20 protein-coding genes are annotated in these 18,465 nt (G+C 73.3%); 8 read left to right on the plus strand and 12 right to left on the minus strand.

The window, feature by feature from the left end; all coding sequences use genetic code 11:
* Positions 1-23 precede the first annotated feature (23 nt).
* Positions 24-485: an RDD family protein gene (locus tag AB0J53_RS16275; protein ID WP_219516452.1), complete on the minus strand. Its 462-nt coding sequence runs from the start codon at positions 483-485 to the stop codon at positions 24-26.
* Between AB0J53_RS16275 and AB0J53_RS16280 the strand changes: the two genes are divergently transcribed.
* The 3 genes from AB0J53_RS16280 to AB0J53_RS16290 all read left to right on the plus strand — a co-directional run bounded on the left by AB0J53_RS16280 (position 484) and on the right by AB0J53_RS16290 (position 2,877).
* The gene (locus AB0J53_RS16280) at positions 484-864 is read left to right on the plus strand and encodes a hypothetical protein (RefSeq protein ID WP_364172609.1); all 381 of its coding nucleotides are present in this window, start codon (positions 484-486) and stop codon (positions 862-864) included. The genes AB0J53_RS16275 and AB0J53_RS16280 overlap by 2 nt on opposite strands.
* An 84-nt stretch (positions 865-948) precedes the next feature.
* Positions 949-2,373, plus strand: coding sequence for a type I glutamate--ammonia ligase (glnA, locus tag AB0J53_RS16285; protein ID WP_219516471.1), 1,425 nt, complete (start codon positions 949-951; stop codon positions 2,371-2,373).
* Between the two features lie 195 nt (positions 2,374-2,568).
* Positions 2,569-2,877, plus strand: a complete 309-nt coding sequence (locus AB0J53_RS16290) for a hypothetical protein (RefSeq protein WP_364172613.1) — start codon at positions 2,569-2,571, stop codon at positions 2,875-2,877.
* A 152-nt stretch (positions 2,878-3,029) separates the two neighbouring features.
* Here AB0J53_RS16290 and AB0J53_RS16295 read toward each other — a convergent pair whose 3' ends face one another.
* From AB0J53_RS16295 to AB0J53_RS16310, 4 genes are all read right to left on the minus strand, one after another.
* The gene (locus AB0J53_RS16295; protein WP_364172615.1) at positions 3,030-3,383 is read right to left on the minus strand and encodes a hypothetical protein; all 354 of its coding nucleotides are present in this window, start codon (positions 3,381-3,383) and stop codon (positions 3,030-3,032) included.
* Between the two features lie 121 nt (positions 3,384-3,504).
* Positions 3,505-3,708 (minus strand): hypothetical protein, encoded by a 204-nt coding sequence (locus AB0J53_RS16300; protein WP_219516477.1) that lies wholly within the window; start codon positions 3,706-3,708, stop codon positions 3,505-3,507.
* Between the two features lie 103 nt (positions 3,709-3,811).
* Positions 3,812-4,249, minus strand: coding sequence for a calmodulin-binding protein (locus tag AB0J53_RS16305; protein WP_364172617.1), 438 nt, complete (start codon positions 4,247-4,249; stop codon positions 3,812-3,814).
* A 72-nt stretch (positions 4,250-4,321) separates the two neighbouring features.
* On the minus strand, positions 4,322-5,614 hold the full coding sequence (locus tag AB0J53_RS16310) for an MFS transporter (RefSeq protein ID WP_364172620.1): 1,293 nt from the start codon (positions 5,612-5,614) through the stop codon (positions 4,322-4,324).
* 84 nt (positions 5,615-5,698) lie between these two features.
* On the opposite strand from AB0J53_RS16310, the gene AB0J53_RS16315 reads away from it, so the two are divergent.
* Positions 5,699-6,577 (plus strand): LysR family transcriptional regulator, encoded by an 879-nt coding sequence (locus tag AB0J53_RS16315; RefSeq protein ID WP_364172623.1) that lies wholly within the window; start codon positions 5,699-5,701, stop codon positions 6,575-6,577.
* Here the strand turns inward: AB0J53_RS16315 and AB0J53_RS16320 are convergent.
* Genes AB0J53_RS16320 through AB0J53_RS16330 form a run of 3 tightly spaced genes read right to left on the minus strand, consistent with a single transcriptional unit; the run spans position 6,544 to position 11,125 of the window.
* Entirely contained in the window at positions 6,544-7,092 is a 549-nt protein-coding gene (locus AB0J53_RS16320; RefSeq protein ID WP_364172626.1) for a GNAT family N-acetyltransferase, read from the minus strand. The two genes, AB0J53_RS16315 and AB0J53_RS16320, sit on opposite strands and share 34 nt — an antisense overlap.
* 1 nt (position 7,093) lies before the next feature.
* Positions 7,094-8,116, minus strand: coding sequence for a hypothetical protein (locus AB0J53_RS16325; RefSeq protein WP_219510794.1), 1,023 nt, complete (start codon positions 8,114-8,116; stop codon positions 7,094-7,096).
* 33 nt (positions 8,117-8,149) lie between these two features.
* Positions 8,150-11,125 (minus strand): bifunctional [glutamine synthetase] adenylyltransferase/[glutamine synthetase]-adenylyl-L-tyrosine phosphorylase, encoded by a 2,976-nt coding sequence (locus tag AB0J53_RS16330; protein WP_364172630.1) that lies wholly within the window; start codon positions 11,123-11,125, stop codon positions 8,150-8,152.
* Between the two features lie 80 nt (positions 11,126-11,205).
* Here AB0J53_RS16330 and AB0J53_RS16335 point away from each other — a divergent pair, with 80 nt between their 5' ends.
* Complete coding sequence (locus AB0J53_RS16335) at positions 11,206-11,778, plus strand: HXXEE domain-containing protein (protein ID WP_364172632.1); 573 nt, start codon at positions 11,206-11,208, stop codon at positions 11,776-11,778.
* On the opposite strand, the gene AB0J53_RS16340 is transcribed toward AB0J53_RS16335, so the two are convergent.
* Entirely contained in the window at positions 11,756-12,484 is a 729-nt protein-coding gene (locus AB0J53_RS16340; RefSeq protein WP_364172635.1) for a type 1 glutamine amidotransferase, read from the minus strand. The genes AB0J53_RS16335 and AB0J53_RS16340 overlap by 23 nt on opposite strands.
* 105 nt (positions 12,485-12,589) lie before the next feature.
* Positions 12,590-13,303: a hypothetical protein gene (locus tag AB0J53_RS16345; RefSeq protein ID WP_364172638.1), complete on the minus strand. Its 714-nt coding sequence runs from the start codon at positions 13,301-13,303 to the stop codon at positions 12,590-12,592.
* 273 nt (positions 13,304-13,576) lie between these two features.
* On the opposite strand from AB0J53_RS16345, the gene AB0J53_RS16350 reads away from it, so the two are divergent.
* Positions 13,577-14,356: an ion channel gene (locus AB0J53_RS16350; RefSeq protein ID WP_357586429.1), complete on the plus strand. Its 780-nt coding sequence runs from the start codon at positions 13,577-13,579 to the stop codon at positions 14,354-14,356.
* Positions 14,357-14,371: 15 nt separating this feature from the next.
* Here the strand turns inward: AB0J53_RS16350 and AB0J53_RS16355 are convergent, their stop codons facing one another.
* The gene (locus AB0J53_RS16355) at positions 14,372-15,733 is read right to left on the minus strand and encodes a glutamine synthetase family protein (RefSeq protein WP_219510805.1); all 1,362 of its coding nucleotides are present in this window, start codon (positions 15,731-15,733) and stop codon (positions 14,372-14,374) included.
* A gap of 152 nt (positions 15,734-15,885) precedes the next feature.
* Here AB0J53_RS16355 and AB0J53_RS16360 point away from each other — a divergent pair, with 152 nt between their 5' ends.
* Together AB0J53_RS16360 and AB0J53_RS16365 are read left to right on the plus strand one after the other, a co-directional pair.
* Positions 15,886-16,431: a hypothetical protein gene (locus AB0J53_RS16360; protein ID WP_219510807.1), complete on the plus strand. Its 546-nt coding sequence runs from the start codon at positions 15,886-15,888 to the stop codon at positions 16,429-16,431.
* Positions 16,428-17,444 carry a terpene synthase family protein gene (locus AB0J53_RS16365; RefSeq protein WP_364172643.1) on the plus strand — a complete coding sequence of 339 codons (1,017 nt, stop codon included), beginning with the start codon at positions 16,428-16,430 and terminating at the stop codon, positions 17,442-17,444. The genes AB0J53_RS16360 and AB0J53_RS16365 overlap by 4 nt, the downstream gene beginning before the upstream one ends.
* On the opposite strand, the gene AB0J53_RS16370 is transcribed toward AB0J53_RS16365, so the two are convergent.
* On the minus strand, positions 17,435-18,406 hold the full coding sequence (locus tag AB0J53_RS16370) for a DUF5937 family protein (protein ID WP_364172646.1): 972 nt from the start codon (positions 18,404-18,406) through the stop codon (positions 17,435-17,437). The genes AB0J53_RS16365 and AB0J53_RS16370 overlap by 10 nt on opposite strands.
* Positions 18,407-18,465: the final 59 nt, after the last annotated feature.

The raw sequence follows: 18,465 nt of genomic DNA on the forward strand, positions 1-18,465 counted from the left end.
AACCCGGTACGGTTTTTTCGTCGTCACATGCGGACGACCATCGTGTTGGACGCCCGGTCGTGCAGGCCGCGGTGGTCGCGGTCGAAGATCAGCGCCGGGATCGCCAGCGCGAGCAGCGCCGTGCGCGCCAGCACCGGCACCCAGCGCGGGTCGCCGCCGTCCATCGCCGCCACGCGGATGCCCGCCAGCCGGTGGCCGAACGTCTGGCCCATGGCGCCCACCAGTACCAGATACTGCGCGGCGAACACCACGGCGGGCAGCCACGGCGCCTGGGCCGGGTCGGTGCGCAGCAGCAACTGCGTGATCACCCAGGTGCAGATCATCCAGTCGATCACCAGGGCGGCGATCCTGCGGCCCCACCCGGCGATCGCGCCGCTGCCCTCCTCCGGCAGCCCCAGCCGCTCCCCCGGGTAGCCGAGGTCGACTCCGGCGGCGCGCACGCCGCCCAGCCAGGTCTGCGTCCAGCGCGGCTCGTTCCTGCTCATGACTCAAAGGTATCCGGCGGGGCGGGCGCCCTGGATCGTGACCTGCCCGCGCTTCACCGCGCCGCCGTTCACGGCCATCATGTACGCCATGCCGTACGGGGACGACCTAGACGCGCGCTTCAACGAGCTGGTCGCGCAGATCGGCGCGGACGAGCGGCGCCGGATGAGGGCGGCGGCGAGCAAGGCGGCCGGGGAGCCGCACCCGGGCCGCCGCCTGTGGCTGGCCGCCGCGGCCGTGCTCGCGGTGATCGCCGCCGCCGGCCTGGTCGTGGCCTTCCGGCCTGACCTGCTCACCTCCGCTCCCCCGCCCCCGCCGCGCGGCAGCGCCCCCGTGTTCGCCGTCCCGCCGTCCGTGAACGGGGCCTCCGACCCCGCGTAACACATGCGAAACAATCGAGACACCGTACGGAAACGGCCTCGTCCTACGGTCGGGCTCATAGCCCGTCCCCAGGGAGGTTCGAGAGTGTTCAACTCCGCCGACGACGTCCTGAAGTTCATCAGGGACGAAGGGGTGCAGTTCGTCGATGTCAGGTTCACCGACCTGCCGGGGACGACGCACCACTTCACCTTCCCGGTCGAGAACTTCGGCGCCAGCGTGTTCACCGACGGCCTGATGTTCGACGGCTCGTCGATCCGGGGCTTCCAGGCCATCCACGAGTCCGACATGCTGCTCCTGCCGGACCCGTCCAGCGCCGTGGTCGACCCGTTCCGCCAGCACAAGACGCTCAACATCAACTTCTTCGTGCACGACCCGCTGACCGGCGAGGCCTACAGCCGCGACCCGCGCAACGTCGCCCGCAAGGCGGAGGAATACCTCAAGGGCACCGGCATCGCCGACACCGTCTACTTCGGGCCGGAGGCGGAGTTCTACATCTTCGACGACGTCCGCTTCGAGACGAAGGCCAACGCCGGCTACTACTACATCGACTCCATCGAAGGCGCCTGGAACACCGGCAAGGCCACCGAGGGCGGCAACCTCGGCTACAAGCCGCGCTACAAGGGCGGCTACTTCCCCGTGCCCCCGATGGACCACTTCACCGACCTGCGCTCGGAGATGGTCCGCAACCTCATCGAATGCGGCATCGACGTCGAGATGCAGCACCACGAGGTCGGCACGGCCGGCCAGGCGGAGATCGACTTCAAGTTCGGCACCCTGCTGCGGACCGCCGACAACCTGATGCTCTACAAGTACATCATCAAGAGCACCGCCCAGGAGTACGGCCACACCGTCACGTTCATGCCCAAGCCGATCTTCGGCGACAACGGGTCCGGCATGCACTGCCACCAGTCGCTGTGGAAGGACGGCTCGCCGCTGTTCTACGACGAGGTCGGCTACGCCGGGCTCTCCGACACCGCCCGCTACTACATCGGCGGCCTGCTCAAGCACGCGCCGTCGCTGCTGGCGTTCACCAACCCGACGGTCAACTCCTACCACCGCCTGGTCCCCGGCTACGAGGCCCCGGTCAACCTGGTCTACTCGCAGCGCAACCGGTCGGCCTGCGTCCGCATCCCGATCACCGGCTCCAACCCGAAGGCCAAGCGCATCGAGTTCCGGGTGCCCGACCCGTCGTGCAACCCGTACTTCGCGTTCGCCGCCATGCTGATGGCGGGCATCGACGGCATCCGCAACAAGATCGAGCCGCCGGAGCCGGTCGACAAGGACCTGTACGAGCTGCCGCCGGAGGAGGCCCGCCAGGTGCCCCAGGTGCCCGGCTCGCTGACCGACGTGCTCAACGCCCTCGAGGCCGACCACGACTACCTGCTCGAAGGCGGCGTCTTCACGCCCGACCTGATCGAGACGTGGGTGGCCTACAAGCGCGAGAACGAGGTCGACCCGATCCGCCTGCGCCCGCACCCGCACGAGTTCGAGCTCTACTACGACTGCTAGAACGCGCAACAGGACGACCCGGCATCGCATCGCGGCGCCGGGTCGTTCGCGTGTCCGCGCCCCGCATAGCACGAGGCGCCGCTCCTCAGGAGTGGGTTATAGGTGGCGGATGAGGCATGGAACTGTGCATAGACACCCAGAGTAATCAATTGAACACTCTTGGTGACAGCACTCCCCATCGGGAAAGGACCCTCCATGCCGACTGCACGCATCGCCGCCGGGCAGACCAGCTCCGGCCAGGGCTGGAAAGCGTACGGCGCCAACGGCATCTTCATCGACGTCGACACCACCTCCGCCCGCTTCTCCGGCCGCCCCCACTACGTCACGTCCATCTCCGGCCCCGGCGGCAGCCACTGGAACCTGGTCGGTCCCAGCGCCGTCTACTCCCCCACCGCCACCTCGTTCCGCGTCTACGTCCAGTGGAAGGACGGCAGCGCGATCACCCCGGCCACCGCCCAGCAGTACGGCTGGTACATCACCTGGATCGGCTACGACAACCCCTGACACCCGGACCCCCGAGAACGGCCCCCGCACCCCCTGCGGGGGCCGTCCCTTTGGGCCCTGCCGAAGACGCGGCGCACGGGCCGGCGACTGACGCGCGGACGGCGGGTTCACCCCCGGGGCCCGGATGGCGCCTCAGGTCAGGGTCGCAGGGTTCACGACCAGGCGCACTGACCGCGCCTGGCCGAGTGGACGTCGAAGCCGAAGTCCTCGACGAGCTCCCACGGGGAGATTTCGCGGCGCTCGCCGTTGTAGTCCGGCTCCGCGTAGAAGCACCACGGCTCGTGGTCCTGGCTCACCGCCCGGACGACGGGCGGGACGATGGAGGGCTGGTCCGCCATGAAGAATCTCAGCTCGCCCGCCGCGGTCTGGGCGCAGACCACCCCGATGATCTTCGGGCAGGGAATCGGCGCGGCGGCCTGGGCCGCGGCGGCGGGCAGGGCCAGACCGGCGGCGGCGGTCGCCGTGGCCAGCAGCAGCCCGGCGGCTTTGCGGAGGCGGGTCGTCATGGGGAACTCCTTTGCTGTGTCGGCATGCCTGCGGAGGCAGACACCCCACTCAACAGCGGAGCGTAGAGATATGACAACAGAGAGTTACATGACTCTGGCGTTCCCGCTCACCGGGCCCCGATCAGGCGACCTTCCGGAAGACGACGACGGCGCGGTAGCGGTTGTGGTGCTCCCCGTCTGGCTCGGCTTCGGCGCTGATGACGTCCAGCTCCGCCCCTGACCCGAAGAACTCGAGCGCCTGCGCCACGGCGCCCTCCCTTATCTCGTCCGGGGTCGCACCGTTCACCGTGACGCGCAGGGTCAGCGGAAACGATCGCACGCCCATACGTGACCTCCTTCACCCATAGGCGATCTTCTTTGAGCGTAACACCGCGAATCAGCACAAAGGGGTTCCGCCGTCGACGCGGCGGAACCCCCGGACGCCGCCGTTACGGCGCGGAGATCTCGTTCACCAGGCGGGAGCTCCACGGGCACCAGATGAGGCCGGGCAGGAACGCGCCGCCCGCCTCGTCCAGGTGGTCCTCGACGTACGGGATGCTGGCGTCGCACACCTCGATGGCCACCTCGAAGAAGTCGACGGTCTCGGGGCGGAAGTGGTAGCTCCAGCGGGGGTTGTAGGAGGCGGTGCGCTTGTCGATCCGGCCGTAGAGGTGCGGCCGCTCGTCGGTCGCGCCGCTCAGCAGGTCGCGGGCGTGCTGGATGTCGGCGGGGTCGGTGAGCTGGACGACGAACTGTTCACGGGTGATGTCGGTCATCGTGAAGTACGCCGGCGTGGCCTGGAGCGCGGTGGCCGGAGCCGCCGCGGTGAGGACGGCGAGCGCGGCGGCGGCCGACATGACGCCGATCTTGCGGATGATGCTGGGCATGGAAGCCTCCCGGTAGTCGTTGCGTCACTCAACGTAGTTATACGCGTGCGTAGAGTGACAGTCACCGGATGGTCAGTTCTGCCATGCCTGCCGGCGGGCCCGTAGGTGGCCTGCCAGGGCGTAGCAGGCGGCGGTGGCGGCCGTCAGGAGGGCGGCGGCGAGCAGGGGGCGGGCCAGGCCAGCCAGGACCGCGACGCCGAGGGTGGCGCCGGCCTGGCGGGCGGCGTTGAGGACGCCGCCGGCGGTGCCCGCCGTGCCGGGCGGGGCGCCCGCGATCACGCCCGCGACCAGGGCGGGCAGGCACAGCGACAACCCCGTGCCGGTCACCAGGAGCCACGGTGCGAGCGCGTCCGTCAGCGCCAGACCCGCCAGGCCCACCGTGAGGAGCGCCAGCCCGGCCAGGATCGGCGGGCGGGCCCCGTAGCGGGCGACGATCCGGCCGGTGAGCAGCGGGTTGACGGTCATGGGCAGCGTCAGCGGCAGGAACGCCAGCCCGGCGGCCATCGGGGTCAGGTGGCGCACGTCCTGAAGGAACAGGGTGAGGACGAACAGGGCGCCCGCGAACGCGAAGTTCGCCGCCGCCCCGGCCACGAGCTCCGGCCACACCGCCCTGACCAGCCCCGGAGGCGCCGCACCGGCCGCCGACCCGGCATCCCGGCGTCCGGCTCGCGCCGACGCGACGCCCCGCCGTACCAGCAGGGTCGCCGCTGGCAGGGCCGCGGCGGCGGCGAGGGCGGCGGCGGAGCGGGTGGTGGCGGCGTGGGCGAGGAGGGCGAGCGTCAGGCAGGCCGGCGCCTGGGCCGCCCAGGCGACCGGCCGCCGTCCCGCCGGGGAGCGGACGCCGCGGAGGGCGAGCAGGCCGAGGGCGGCGAGCGGGGCGTTCACCAGGAACACCGCCCGCCACCCGGCCTGCTCCACGAGCAGGCCGCCGAGGAGCGGCCCGGCGGCGAGGGCGGTGCCGGTGGCGGCGGCCCACACGCCGGTGGCGCGCGCCCGCGCGGCCGGCGACGGGTACAGCTCGGCGAGCAGGCCGAGCGAGCCGCCCACGCAGAGCGCGCCCGCCACGCCGAGCGCCGCCCGCGCGCCGACGAGCACGCCGAGCGAGGGCGCGGCGGCGCACGCCAGGGAGAGCAGCCCGAACGCGGCCACGCCCGCCCTGAACACCCGGGCGGCCCCGTAGCGGTCGGCGACGGCCCCGCCGGTGAGGAGGGTGGCCGCGAAGGCGACGGTGTAGGCGTTGACGGCCCACTGCTGCCCGGCGACCGATCCGCCGAGGGAGGCGCGCAGGTCGGGCAGGGCGATGGTGAGCACGGTGGTGTCCAGCAGGACGAGGAAGTAGGCGAGGCAGACCCCGAGGAGCTTCATGCGGGCCAGCCTGCGGGCGGGCCGGGGGCGCGCTCAACAGCCGGGACCGTGGGGCGCGTTCGGGAGGACCGTATGCTCGGCATCGTGGATCTGCGTCATTTGCGATGCTTCGTAGCGGTGGCCGGGGCGGGCACGGTCACCGGGGCCGCGCATGGGCTGGGGCTGGCTCCGGCGTCGGTGTCGGAGCAGGTGCGCAGGCTGGAGGCGGGGCTCGGGGTGTCGCTGTTCGAGCGGACGCCGCGCGGGATGCGCCTGACCGGCCACGGCACGGAGCTGCTCGGCCGGGCGCAGGCGCTGCTCGACCATGCCGAGGAGGTGCGGCGCGCGGTCACGGGCACGCGGCGGCGGGTCACGGTGGGGGCGCTGGAGATGCTGGCGGCCACCCGGCTGCCCGCCGTGGTGCGCCGCCTGTCGGAGCGCCGGCCCGACCTGGACGTGGAGGTGCGGTCGCTGCCCCGGCAGGCGCTGCTGGCCGAGCTGGCGGGCGGCGGCGTGGACGCGGCGCTGCTGCTCGACGCGGGCCCGGCCGTGGGCACGCTGGGCTTCGACGCGCCGCCGGACCTGGACTTCGCCGATGTGGGCGAGGTCGAGCTGCTGCTGGTCGCGGCCCCGGACGGCGACCGCGACCCGCTGCTCGTCTCCGCGCCCGGCTGCTCGATCCGGCTGGCCGCCGACCGGCTGCCGGGGGTGACGGGCCCGCGCCGGGAGCTGACCAGCGTCGCCACGGCCCGCGAGTGGGCCAGGCGGGGCTTCGGCAGGGCGCTGCTGCCGGACTTCGCCGTCGAGGACGACCTGGCGTCGGGCGCGCTGGTACCGCTCACGTCAGAAGCGGACCGACCGGCGCACCGGCTGGCCCACCGGCTGGCCCACCGGCTGGCACTGCGGCTGGTCTGGCCGCGCGGCCGGGAGGGGGCGCTGCGCGACGTGCTCTACGCGATGAGCGAGCCGCGCCCGAGCCGGTAGAGGACGTGCGGGCGCAGCGGGCTGCCCTCCGGGACGCTCGGGTGCTCGAAGTCGCAGGAGTGGTCGCGGGTCATGCCGAGCCGCCGCATCACCGCCTGGGAACGGGTGTTGGTCAGGGCCGTCATGGAGATGATCTCCGTCAGCCCGGCCTCGCCGAAGGCGTGGGCGGCGGCCCGGCGGGCGGCCTCGACGGCATAGCCGTGGCCCCACGCCTTCCTGGCCAGCCGCCAGCCGATCTCCACCGCGGGCAGGAACGGCGCGTCGAACGTCTGCAGCGCCAGCCCGGTGAACCCGATGAACTCGCCGCTCTCCCGCACCTCCAGCGCCCACAGCCCGTAGCCGTGCTCGTCGAAGCGCTGCTCGATCTTGTCGGCGAAGGCGTCGCTCTCGGCCCGGCTCAGCGTGGCCGGGAAGTGCTCCATGACCTCGGGGTCGGCGTTGAGCGCCGCGAACGGCTCACGGTCGGCCTCGCGCCACCTGCGCATGATCAGACGTTCGGTCTCCACGTCCGGCATGCTAACGCCGCGACCGGATGCCGGTGATCCGCCGCAGGACGTCCCACCAGAACGGCGCCCCGAACAGCAGCGCCACGTACGTCAGCAGGAAGCCGGGCCAGTGGCTCGGCGTGGTGAGCCGGTCCCACCACAGGCCGCCGTTCCAGTGCACCGACGGGTCGCCCTCGGCCGGGATCGAGACGCTGACGATCGCGTGGTCGAACAGCTTGACCAGCGCCGGCTCGCTGAGCGTGTCGGTGATGCAGCCCACCGGGTCGGCCTGCTCGCAGCGGGCCTTGAGCTCCTCGTACGCCTCGGGCCCGGACACGGCGGTCACCGAGGCGCGGAAGGCGTTGTCGCGCAGCAGCGTCTTGCCGTACTCCAGGCCGTCCATGGTGAACAGCAGCGTCACCAGCAGCCCCAGCGCGGTCACCACCCACTTGACGTAGCGCTTGTAGAGCATCGACAGCCGCTGCATCTCGCTGTCGAACCAGCTCTCCACGCCCTGCCGGAACCGGTCGAGGTCGCGCTGGGCGCTCTCCCACACGCCGTTGAGGTGACCGTACAGCGGGCTGCCCATGGCCTTGAGCTTCTCCAGCAGCCCTTCGACGCCGCCGGGTTCGCGGGCGGCCATCTCCATGACCGCCACGGAGAAGCGGCCGGGCGGCAGGTTGGAGATGCTGGTGCGCCCCCGTTTGGGGTGGTCGATCTCGCGGACGCGCTCGTACAGCAGGCTCGTCAGGGCGCCCCCGCCGTCGCTCGCCGGCACCTCGGCCGACTCGGCGGGCGCGGGTTTCGGGTCGTGCGCGGGCCTGGGGTCGCGGGCGAACGGCAGCGCCGCGAACACGTCGCGCACCCGGCCCGGCAGCCACGACCTGCCGCGCGCGTCGGCGCCGTCGAGAGTGTCGCGCAGGTAGGCCCACAGGAACTTGCTGCGGATCGACAGGACCCGGACGACCGCCTCGTTCAGCCCGCTGACCAGCAGCGACAGCAGCAGGAACGACAGCACGAGGCCGAGGGCGAGATCAACGTAGGCGGATAACACCTCTGATACTTACACCCTGGGCCTCGGGGGGTGTCAACCTTCGTAGAAGACGCGCTCGACGACCTGGCGGGCGCGGCGGGTGACGCGGCGGTAGTCGTCGAGGAAGTCCTCCGAGCCGTCGGGCGGGTAGCCGAGCGCCTGGGCGAGCAGGCGGCGTTCGCGCGCGTCGGCGGGCACGCTGTCGCCGGGCCGCCCCTTGACCAGCATGATCGCGTCGCGGACGCGGGAGGCGCACCGCCACGCCTCGCCGAGCACGGCCTCGTCGGCGGCGTCGAGCAGCCCCGCGGCGACGGCCGCGCGCAGCGCCTCCAGGGTGCGGGTGGTGCGCAACGACGGCGTGTCACCGGCGTGCCGGAGCTGCAGGAGCTGCGCCACCCATTCGACGTCCGACAGCCCGCCGGGGCCGAGCTTGGTGTGCAGCGCGGGGTCGGCGCCGCGCGGCAGCCGTTCGGCCTCCATGCGCGCCTTGAGCCGCCTGATGTGGCGTACGGCCTCGCCGGTGAGGCCGTCGGCGGGGTAGCGCAGCTCGTCCACCATCGCGGTGAAGGCGGCGCCGACCTCGGCGTCGCCGGCCGAGAAGCGGGCGCGCAGCAGCGCCTGCGCCTCCCACGGCGCCGACCAGCGCGCGTAGTAGGCGCCGTAGGAGGCGAGCGTGCGCACGAGCGGGCCCTGCCTGCCCTCGGGCCGCAGGTCGGGGTCGATGTGCAGGGGCGGGTCGGGGGCGGGCAGCGACAGCAGCCGGCGCAGCTCGTTGGCGACGGCGTGGGCGGCGTCGGTGGCCTCGCGCTCGTCGGCGCCGGGCAGCGGCACGTGCACGAACATCACGTCGGCGTCGCTGGCGTAGGACGACTCCATGCCGCCGAGCCTGCCCATCGCGATGACCGCGAACCGGGTGGGGAGCGGGCTGCGGCGTTCGGCCTCGACCTTGCCGAGCGCGGCGCCGAGCGCGGCCCGGATCGTCACGTCGTTGAGCGCCGACAGCGCGGCCCCGACCTGCTCGATGTCGGCCAGCCCCGACACGTCGGCGACGGCGGTGCGGAACAGCTCGCGGCGGCGCAGCGCCCGCACCGCGGCCACGGCCGTCTCGGCGTCGTCGCCGTAGCGGGAGACGGCCGCCGACGCCTCGCCGAGCAGCGACTCCGGCGGCCTGGGGGCCAGGTCGTCGTCGCTGCCGAGCAGCGCGACCGCGTCGGGGGCGTGCATGAGCAGCCCGGCGGCGTAGCGGCTGGTGCCCAGCACCCGCGCCATCCGGGCGGCCACGGCCGTCTCGTCGCGCAGCAGCCGCAGGTACCACGGCGTGGTGCCGAGCTTGTCGCTCACCTGCCGGAAGCCGAGCAGCCCGGCGTCGGGGTCGGGCGTGTCGGCGAACCAGCCGAGCATGACCGGCAGCAGCGTCCGCTGGATCGCCGCCCGCCTGGACACCCCGGCGGTCAGCGCGGCGATGTGGCGCAGCGCGCCCTCCGGGTCGACGAACCCGAGGGCCGACAGGCGGGCCGCCGCCGCCGACGGCGACAGCCTGGCCTCCGACTCCGGCAGCCGGGCCACCGCCTGGAGCAGCGGCCGGTAGAACAGCTTCTCGTGCAGCCGCCGCGCCTCCCGGGCGTGGCGCCGCCAGCGCTGGGTGAACTCCCCCACCGGGTCGGCCTGCATGCCGAGTGCCCGGCCGAGCCGGCGCAGGTCGGCCGGGTCCTCCGGCAGCACGTGGGTGCGCCGCAGCCGGTGAAGCTGCAGCAGGTGCTCGACCTGGCGCAGGAACGTGTACGCCTCGGCCAGCCCGCGCGAGTCGTCACGCCCCACGTAGCCGCCCCGCGAGAGCGCGGCCAGCGCCGGCAGCGTCGCCCGGCGGCGCAGCAGCGGGTCGAGCCGGCCGTGCACGAGCTGGAGGAGCTGCACCGCGAACTCGATGTCGCGCAGCCCGCCCGGCCCGAGCTTGATCTGGCGCTCGCCCTCCGTCTTGACGTGCGCCTCCACGCGGCGGCGCATCGCCTGGACGTCCTCGACGAAGTTCTCCCGGGTGGCGGCCGACCAGACGAGCTCGTTGACCGCCTCCACGTACGCGGCGCCCAGCTCCAGGTCGCCCGCCACCGGCCGGGCCTTCAGCAGCGCCTGGAACTCCCACGTCTTGGCCCAGCGCCGGTAGTAGGCCAGGTGGCTGGCCAGGGTCCGCACCAGCGGGCCTGACCTGCCCTCGGGCCGCAGCCCGGCGTCCACCTCCCACAGCGCGCCCTCGGGGGTGGCGGTCGAGCAGGCGCGCATCATGGCCTGCGCGAGCCGGGTGGCGGTGCGCAGCGCCTTGGTCTCGTCGGCGCCTTCGCGCGGCTCGGCCACGAAGATCACGTCGACGTCGCTGATGTAGTTGAGCTCCCGGGCGCCGCACTTGCCCATCCCGATCACGGCCAGGCGCACGTCACCCTCGCCGCCCTCGCCGACCTCGCCGACCTCACCGCCCTCGCCGACCTCGGCGCGCGCCACGGCCAGCGCGGCCTCCAGCGCGGCCCCGGCCAGGTCGGACAGCTCCGCGGTCACCTCGGCCTGGGACGCCTCCCTGGTCAGGTCGCGGGCGGCCAGGTGCGCCAGCCGCCCCCGGTAGGCGACGCGCAACGCGACCAGGGCGTCGTCCCGTCCGGCCACGGGCCGCTGGAGGTCGGCGCGGGCGCCCACGGCGTCGAGGAGCGCCGTGCGGGGATCGTCCGGGCGGGGGGTGGCCAGCAGGTCGAGGTGGGCGGGATGGCGTACGAGGTGATCGCCCAGGGCGGCGCTGACGCCGAGGACGGCGAGCACGCGCTCGCGGAGCCGGGCGTCGGCGCGGAGCCGGTCGAGGGCGCCCGGGTCGCTCTCGGCGAGCCGGGCGAGCGAGGCCAGCGCCAGGTCGGGGTCGGCGACCCCGACGAGCGCGTCGAGCAGGTCGGTGAGGTCGGCGGGGGCCTGCTGGACGAGCCGCGCCGCCGTGGCTCCGTCGGCGAATCCGAGCTTGGCGAGGCGCGCGGCGGTGGACTCGATCCTGGGCACCCCTCCATCTTGACAGGCCCGGACCGGCGCGACCTAGACTACAACGCAACGTTGCGTTGTGTTTTGCGGAGGGGGCGGACGTGGAGAGGGTGCCGGCGACGGTGACGTGGGGGCTGCTCGCGGCCTGGATGGTGCACGACGCGGAGGAGCTGGCCACCATGGCCGGCTGGGCGCGGGCGGCCAGGCCCCGGCTGGAGAAGCGGTTCCCGGGCGTGCCGTGGGAGCGCCTGGAGGTGTCGCAGCGGCACGTCAACGTGGCCATCGGGCTCATGGGCGGCGTGATGGCGGGCGCGTCGGCGCTGGGGGCGCGCACCGGCGGGCGCAGCGCCACCTTCCAGACGGTGCTGCTGGGCTTCGGCGCGCACGGGGTGGTGCACCTCGCCCAGGCCGCCGCCACGCGCGGCTACACGCCGGGCGTGATGACGTCGCCGCTGGTGGTGATCCCGTTCTCGGTGTGGGCGTGGCGCCGGCTCAAGGCGTCCGGCGTGCCCGTCGCGGGCGGGGCGAAGAGCTGGGCGGGGCTGGCGGCGTTCCCGCTGCTGCTGGGGGGCGTCCACGCGGTCGCCCACGCCGTCGCCGCCCGCCGCCCCGGCGAGGGCCCCGCTGTCGGGGCGCGGGTGCGGGGGCGGTTCAGCCGCGATCGCTGGTTCTGAGGTCGCCCGCGCGCTGCCGGGCGGCGGCGCGGATCGTCGCGGTGAACGCCTCGGCCAGCGGGCGCCAGGCCGACTCCAGGGCGGGGGCGGCGGCGCGGACCTGCTCGTCGAGGCGGCCGGCCGATTCCAGGCCGGTGGCGGCCGTCCAGGTGGCGAAGATGTCCGGCGTCGCCTCGGGGTGGAACTGCACCGCCCAGGCCGCCGGGCCAAGCCGGTACGCCTGGTTGGGGTACTGGGCGCCGGCCATCAGCGGCACCGCGCCGTCGGGCAGCCGCGTCATCGCGTCGCCGTGGTACTGGACGGCCGGCACCGGGCCGGGCCGCGCGGCGATCCCGGCGAAGAGGGGGTCGGAGGCGGCCTGCGGCAGGGCGGTCAGCTCGGACACGCCGGCCTCCAGCCCGTTGCCGCCGCGCTCGACCGTGCCGCCGCAGGCCAGGGTGAGGAGCTGGGCGCCCAGGCAGACGGCCAGCGTGGGGGTCGCGTCGGCGACCGAGCGGCGCAGCAGCTCGCGGGTGGCGGGCAGCCAGGGCCAGCGCTCGTCCTCCCAGGCGGCGGCCTCGCCGCCGAGCACGACGAGCCCGTCCGCGGCGGCTTCGGGCACGGGCTCTCCCCGGTACGGCCGCACGACGTCACAGGGGAGGTCCAGCCAGCGGCCCAGGTAGCCGAGCCCGGCGTCGGCCTCGTGCTCGATCACGGTGATGCGCATATTTCAGGATTGTGCCGGACAATCTTGCGCTCGACACCAGCGCGACCTCGGCCGGGTCTCGTTCCGGTCCGCCCCCGGCCGACGGGGGCGGACCGGACGGGCGTGCTAGCGGGGCGTGATCCAGGTGGCCTGGGCGGCTGCGACGAGGGTGCCGTCCACCTCGTACACGGCGCTCTCGCCGAACAGCTTGCGGCCCTCGCGGCCGGTGGCGCGGCCGACGACCGAGTAGGCGCCGCCGGGGATGACGTCGCGGTGGAACTGGACGGCCAGGCGGCCGAGCAGGGCGGACTCGCCGGGCTGGAAATGGGCCCAGCCGGTGACGCAGTCGAGGGCGGCGGCGACGATCGAGGCGGGGACGCCGTCCTCGTCCGCGACCGTGAACGGCACCCGCCAGCCGGCCGCGACGAGGCCGTCGCCGTCCACCGGGCCGGGGAAGATGCGCAGGCCGTCGCCGGGCTCGCGCAGGCCGCAGGCGAAGCACTCGGGGAAGGCGTGGCCGCGGTGCCCGGCGAAGCCGGCCTCGGCGCGGGCCGCCTCGGTGAAGGCGACGAACGGCGGCGCGGGCACGTTCTCGACCACGGGGATGGCCTCGACGAGCAGCTTGTCCCCGTCGTAGAGGGAGACGGTGTTGGCGACGTGCTCCAGGCGCAGCTCGCTGTCGAGGGGCGTCGGGGCGTGCAGCGTGACCTCGACCGCCGATCGTTTGCCGTTGAGCGCGTCGGCGAGGGTTCCGGCCAGCCAGCCGCCGTTGGCGACACCCGCGGGGCCCCGGAAGCGCTCGGGAACGGTCAGCACGGTCTGCAGGGCAGCCGTCGTCATGCCACACCCTCCAATATCGCCACTAAGGGCGGTAAGTCCAGAAATATCATTTAGAACAGGCCGATTTTACTGGAAGCATTGATCTACCAGCACCCGGGGCCTGCGCTACGACATAACGCGACAAACCCACACGAACTTCCCCACTCCCCCGCGTGGAACGGTTCAGGTGATCGCTAAAAGATACGGCGGGCCCGGCGTTCCCACATGACTTCCGGGCCGAAGTGACAATGGTCACGTTCTGTACCGCGCCCGGCACCCGGCAGACTGGCCCGCATGGACCGGCTGACCCTCTGGGAACGACGCACCGGACCTGCGCTCCTGGCCATCGGCGTCTGCTTCCTGGCGAGCTGGGCGCTGCCGGTCGTCGTGCCGGCGCTGCCTCCCGGGGCCGACCGCGTCCTGTGGTACGTCCAGGTCGCCGCGTGGGCGCTGTTCGCGCTGGACTACGCGGTGCGGCTGACGCTCGCGCCGCGCCGGCTGCGGTTCGTGGTGCGCAACGTGCCCGCCCTGGTGGTGGTGCTGCTGCCGATGCTGCGCCCGCTCTGGCTGCTGCGGGCGCTGCTGCTGCTCCAGGTGGTCGCGGCCCGGGTCAGGCTGCCGCTGCGCGTGCGCGCGGTCGTGTACGTGAGCGGCACGGCGCTGTTCCTGGCCCTGGTGGGCAGCGTCGCCGTGCTCGACATCGAGCGCTCGCACGCCGACGGCAACATCAAGACGATCGGCGACGCGCTGTGGTGGGCGCTGACGACGATGACCACCGTCGGCTACGGCGACCGCTTCCCCGTCACCCCGGAGGGCAGGCTGGTGGCGGCGGGCCTGATGACGGCGGGCATCGCGCTGCTGGGCGTCGTGACCGCGGCCATCGCCTCCTGGTTCGTGGAGCGCTTCCAGGCGAGCGCGGCGGCGGAGCGGCGCAGCGAGGCCGAGCTGAAGCAGGCGCTGGAGGAGCTGGCCGGGATGCGGCGCGAGCTCGGCGAGCTGCGGCAGGCGGTCGGCGAGCTGGGCCGGCTGCGCGAGGAGCTGGCGGCCCTCACCGAGCGCCTGGGGGGCCGCTGACCGGCCCGCCCGCGTCTACAGGACCGGCAGGTAGCGGCCCAGCTCGAACTCGGTGACGTGGCGCCGGTATTCGCGCCACTCCGAGCGCTTGTTGCGCAGGAAGAAGTCGAAGACGTGCTCGCCGAGCGTCTCGGCGACCAGCTCGCTCTGCTCCATGACGGCGATGGCGTCGTCGAGCGACTGCGGCAGCGGCCGGATGCCGAGCGCGCGCCGCTCGGCGCTGGTCAGGGTCCAGACGTTGTCCTCGGCGGCCGGCGGCAGCTCGTAGCCGTGCTCGATGCCCTTGAGCCCGGCGGCCAGGATGAGCGCGAAGGCCAGGTAGGGGTTGCAGGCGGAGTCGAGCGAGCGGAACTCGATGCGCGACGAGCCGCCCTTGTGCGGCTTGTACATGGGCACCCGGACGAGCGCGGAGCGGTTGTTGTGGCCCCAGCACACGTAGGAGGGCGCCTCGCCGCCCTGCCCGGCGATGGCCTCGGCGCCGCCCCACAGCCGCTTGTAGGAGTTGACCCACTGGTTGGTGATGGCGGTGATCTCGGCGGCGTGCTTGAGCAGCCCGGCGATGAACGAGCGGCCGATCTTGGACAGCTGGTAGTCGGCGCCGGCCTCGTAGAAGGCGTTGCGGTCGCCCTCGAACAGCGACATGTGGGTGTGCATGCCGGAGCCGGGGTGCTCGGTGAACGGCTTGGGCATGAACGAGGCCCAGATGCCCTGCTCCAGCGCGACCTCCTTCATGACCAGGCGGAAGGTCATGATGTTGTCGGCGGTGGTGAGGGCGTCGGCGTAGCGCAGGTCGATCTCCTGCTGGCCGGGCGCGCCCTCGTGGTGGCTGAACTCGACCGAGATGCCCATCGACTCCAGCATCATGATCGCCTGGCGGCGGAAGTCGTGGCCGGAGCTGTGGGGGGTGTGGTCGAAGTAGCCGCCGGAGTCGATGGGCTCGGGCCGCACGCCGGGCTCGGGCCGGTTCTTCAGCAGGAAGAACTCGATCTCCGGGTGGGTGTAGAAGGTGAAGCCCATGTCGGCGCACTTGGCGAGCGTGCGCTTGAGCACCCAGCGGGGGTCGGCGTGGGAGGGCGAGCCGTCGGGCATGAGGATGTCGCAGAAGATGCGGCCGGCGCCGGGCGTCTCGCTGCGCCAGGGCAGGATCTGGAACGTCGACGGATCGGGCTTGGCCAGCATGTCGGCCTCGTAGACGCGGGCGAAGCCCTCGATGGCCGAGCCGTCGAAGCCGATGCCCTCGGCGAAGGCGCCCTCCAGCTCGGCGGGGGCGATCGCGACGGACTTGAGGAAGCCGAGCACGTCGGTGAACCAGAGCCGGATGAACCGGATGTCGCGTTCCTCAAGGGTGCGGAGCACGAACTCCTGCTGGCGGTCCACGGCGTCCCCTCGTCAGTGGCAGTACAGGTTTCATATCAGCATGCCGTGTCCGTGTTTCGCACAGGTTACGCGGGCCGCCGGTGCGAGCCTCGCTGACAAAGGGCCCGGCCGGACTTACTGTGATCACGCAGTCAGTCTCGGGGGAGGCATTGGTGGCTATCGACCTGCTCAATCACAAGCTCGATCGGGCCTTCGACCACATCGACGCCGGGGGCGCGGGCGTCGTGGCGCGTGAGGACCTGCTGGGGCTGGGCGCCCGCCTGCTGGTGGGTTTCGGGGAGTCCCCCACCTCGGTCACCGGCAGCAGCCTCGTCGACAGCTTCGACGGGATCTGGACGGCGCTGTCGGAGGCGCTCGGCCGCGACCGCGATCTGGGCCTGACGCGGGAGGACTTCCGCGTGGGCATGACTGCCGCGTTCGTCACCGGCGGCGGCTACGACGAGGTGTTCCGGCCGGCGGCGGTGGCGGTCGCCGAGCTGTGCGACATCGACGGCGACGGGCACGTGGGCCCGAAGGAGTTCCGCACGATGCTGGCCGCGTTCGGCACCGCCTACGACGACGTGGACGAGGCGTTCGAGCGGCTGGACCGCTCCGGCAGAGGGGCGCTCACCGTGGAGGAGCTGGTCCTGGCGGCTCGCGAGTACTACGTGAGCGAAGATCCGAACGCTGCGGGCAACTGGCTCTACGGACCGCTGTGAACGCCACCAGGGACACGACGGCCAACACGGCGGCGCACACGACGGTGCTGGCGTCGGTGCGGTCCGCGCTGCGGTCGGTGCTGCACTGGAAGCCGCTGCTGCCGCTGCCCCGCCGGGGCGGCTCGGCGGCGGTGGCGCTGCTGGCGCTGACCGAGCGGGTGCCGGCGATGGCGGCGCCGTGCCGCATGCATCCGGCGGTCTACGCGATCGAGGCGGCCGTCATCGACTGGGCGCGGCGCACCGGGCTGCACGCCGATCCGGGAGTGGGCTTCCACCGGATGGCGGGGCGGGCGTTCGCCGAGTTCGACGCGGCGGCGGCGGCGCTGTTCGCGCAGTGGCTGACGTGGCTGTTCCACCTGGACGACGAGCTGGACGAGGGGCAGTGCCGGCTGGAGGTGTTCCAGGGCATGCTGGAGGGCTCGACCGGGCATCCGCTGGAGGCCGCGTTCGCCGATCTGTGGCGGGTGACGAGCTCGCGGATGAGCGACCAGTGGCGGCGGCGGTTCGCGGTCAACCTGCAGCGCCAGCACTACGCCTGCCGGACAGAGGCGGCCAACCGGGCGTCGGGCGCGGCGCCGTCGCTGGCCGACTACCCGGCGCTGCGCCGGGGCACGGTCGGCCCCTACCTGTACGACCTGGTGGAGCCGTGCCTGCGGGTGGAGGTGCCGGCGTGGGTGCACCGGTCCGAGCCGTGGCAGGAGCTGGTGAACGCCTGCAGCGACGTCACCGCCTGGTGCAACGACGTGGCGTCGCGGCCCAAGGAGCGCGGCGACGCGCACAACCTGGTGGTGATCGCGGGGCGGGAGCTGGGCCTGGGAGAGCGTGAGGCGGTGGCCTGGGTGGTGGACCGGATCGCCGAGCGCTGCCGCGACATGCAGGAGGCGGCCAGGCGGCTGCCGCTGGACGACCTCGGACCGCGTACGGCCAGGGACGTGAGCAAGGTGGCGTGCGCCTATCTGGCGGCGCCGCGCGCGCACCTGGACTGGCTGATGGAGTCCACCCGCTACAGCTGAGCGCCGGTGGCGGCCAGCGCGTCGCCGGTGGGGGTGCGGCGGTAGACGACCTGCTTGCCGACGCGCATGCCGACGGCCAGGCCGCTGCCGCTGAGCACGCCGAGGTGCTGGCTGACGGCGCCGGGGGTGAGCGCCATGCGCCCGGCGAGCGCGGAGGTGGTGCTGGGCTCGTCCAGCGCGAGCAGGATCGCGGCCCGGCTGCGGCCGATGAGCGCGGCGAGCGCGCCGGGCGCGGGCGGCGGCCCGCTCTCCCACAGCGTGCCGACGCCGAGGACCGGGTAGACGAGCATCGACTGGTAGGGCGCGGACATGACGGCCACCGACGGCCAGTAGAAGGCGGTCGGCACCAGCACCAGGCCGTCGCCGTGCAGCCCGCCCGTGGCGCACCAGGGCCGGTCGACGAGCAGCCGCTCCCCCGTCCAGGTCACGGCGGGGCCGAGGCCGGCGAACAGCTCTCGGGCGCCGCCCTGGGCGAGCTGCCGCGACCGGCGCAGCACGTCGCGTTCCAGCAGGCCGTAGACGCGCGGCCAGAACTCGGCGAAGCACGTCTCCCAGTACGCCTCCAGCGCGGCGGCGACGCGTTCGACCCCGGCCGCCGGGTCGGCCAGGAACCGGTCGAGCACCGCCCGGTCGGTGCCCTGGACGCGGGCGGCCTCGGCGGCCGCGCGTTCGGGACGGGTGGCGCGTACGCGGGCGAGCTCGGCGGCGAAGTCGGGCAGCGGCGTGTCGGGCGGCGGGGTGAGGAAGTCGGCGAGGTAGCCGGAGGCGGGCACGAGCGCGAACAGCTCGGCCACGTCGAGGCCCGCCAGGCGGGGCCGCACGCACTTGATCCACGGCAGGTGGATGGACTGGCGGGCGGGGTCCTGGAGCGTGCGCAGGCTGGCCACGAGCTCCCACATCGGGGAGAACGCGAACCGGATGCGCGCCATGTCCTCGGGCTTGAGAGTCCAGGTCACCGACATGCCTTTAGTGTGCGCTAAATCGTTCGCCCCACCAAATCCCCCAATATCACTCTTAGCGG

Source organism: Nonomuraea sp. NPDC049725 (assembly GCF_040674795.1).
In the GTDB taxonomy this organism is placed as follows: Bacteria; Actinomycetota; Actinomycetes; order Streptosporangiales; family Streptosporangiaceae; genus Nonomuraea; species Nonomuraea ceibae.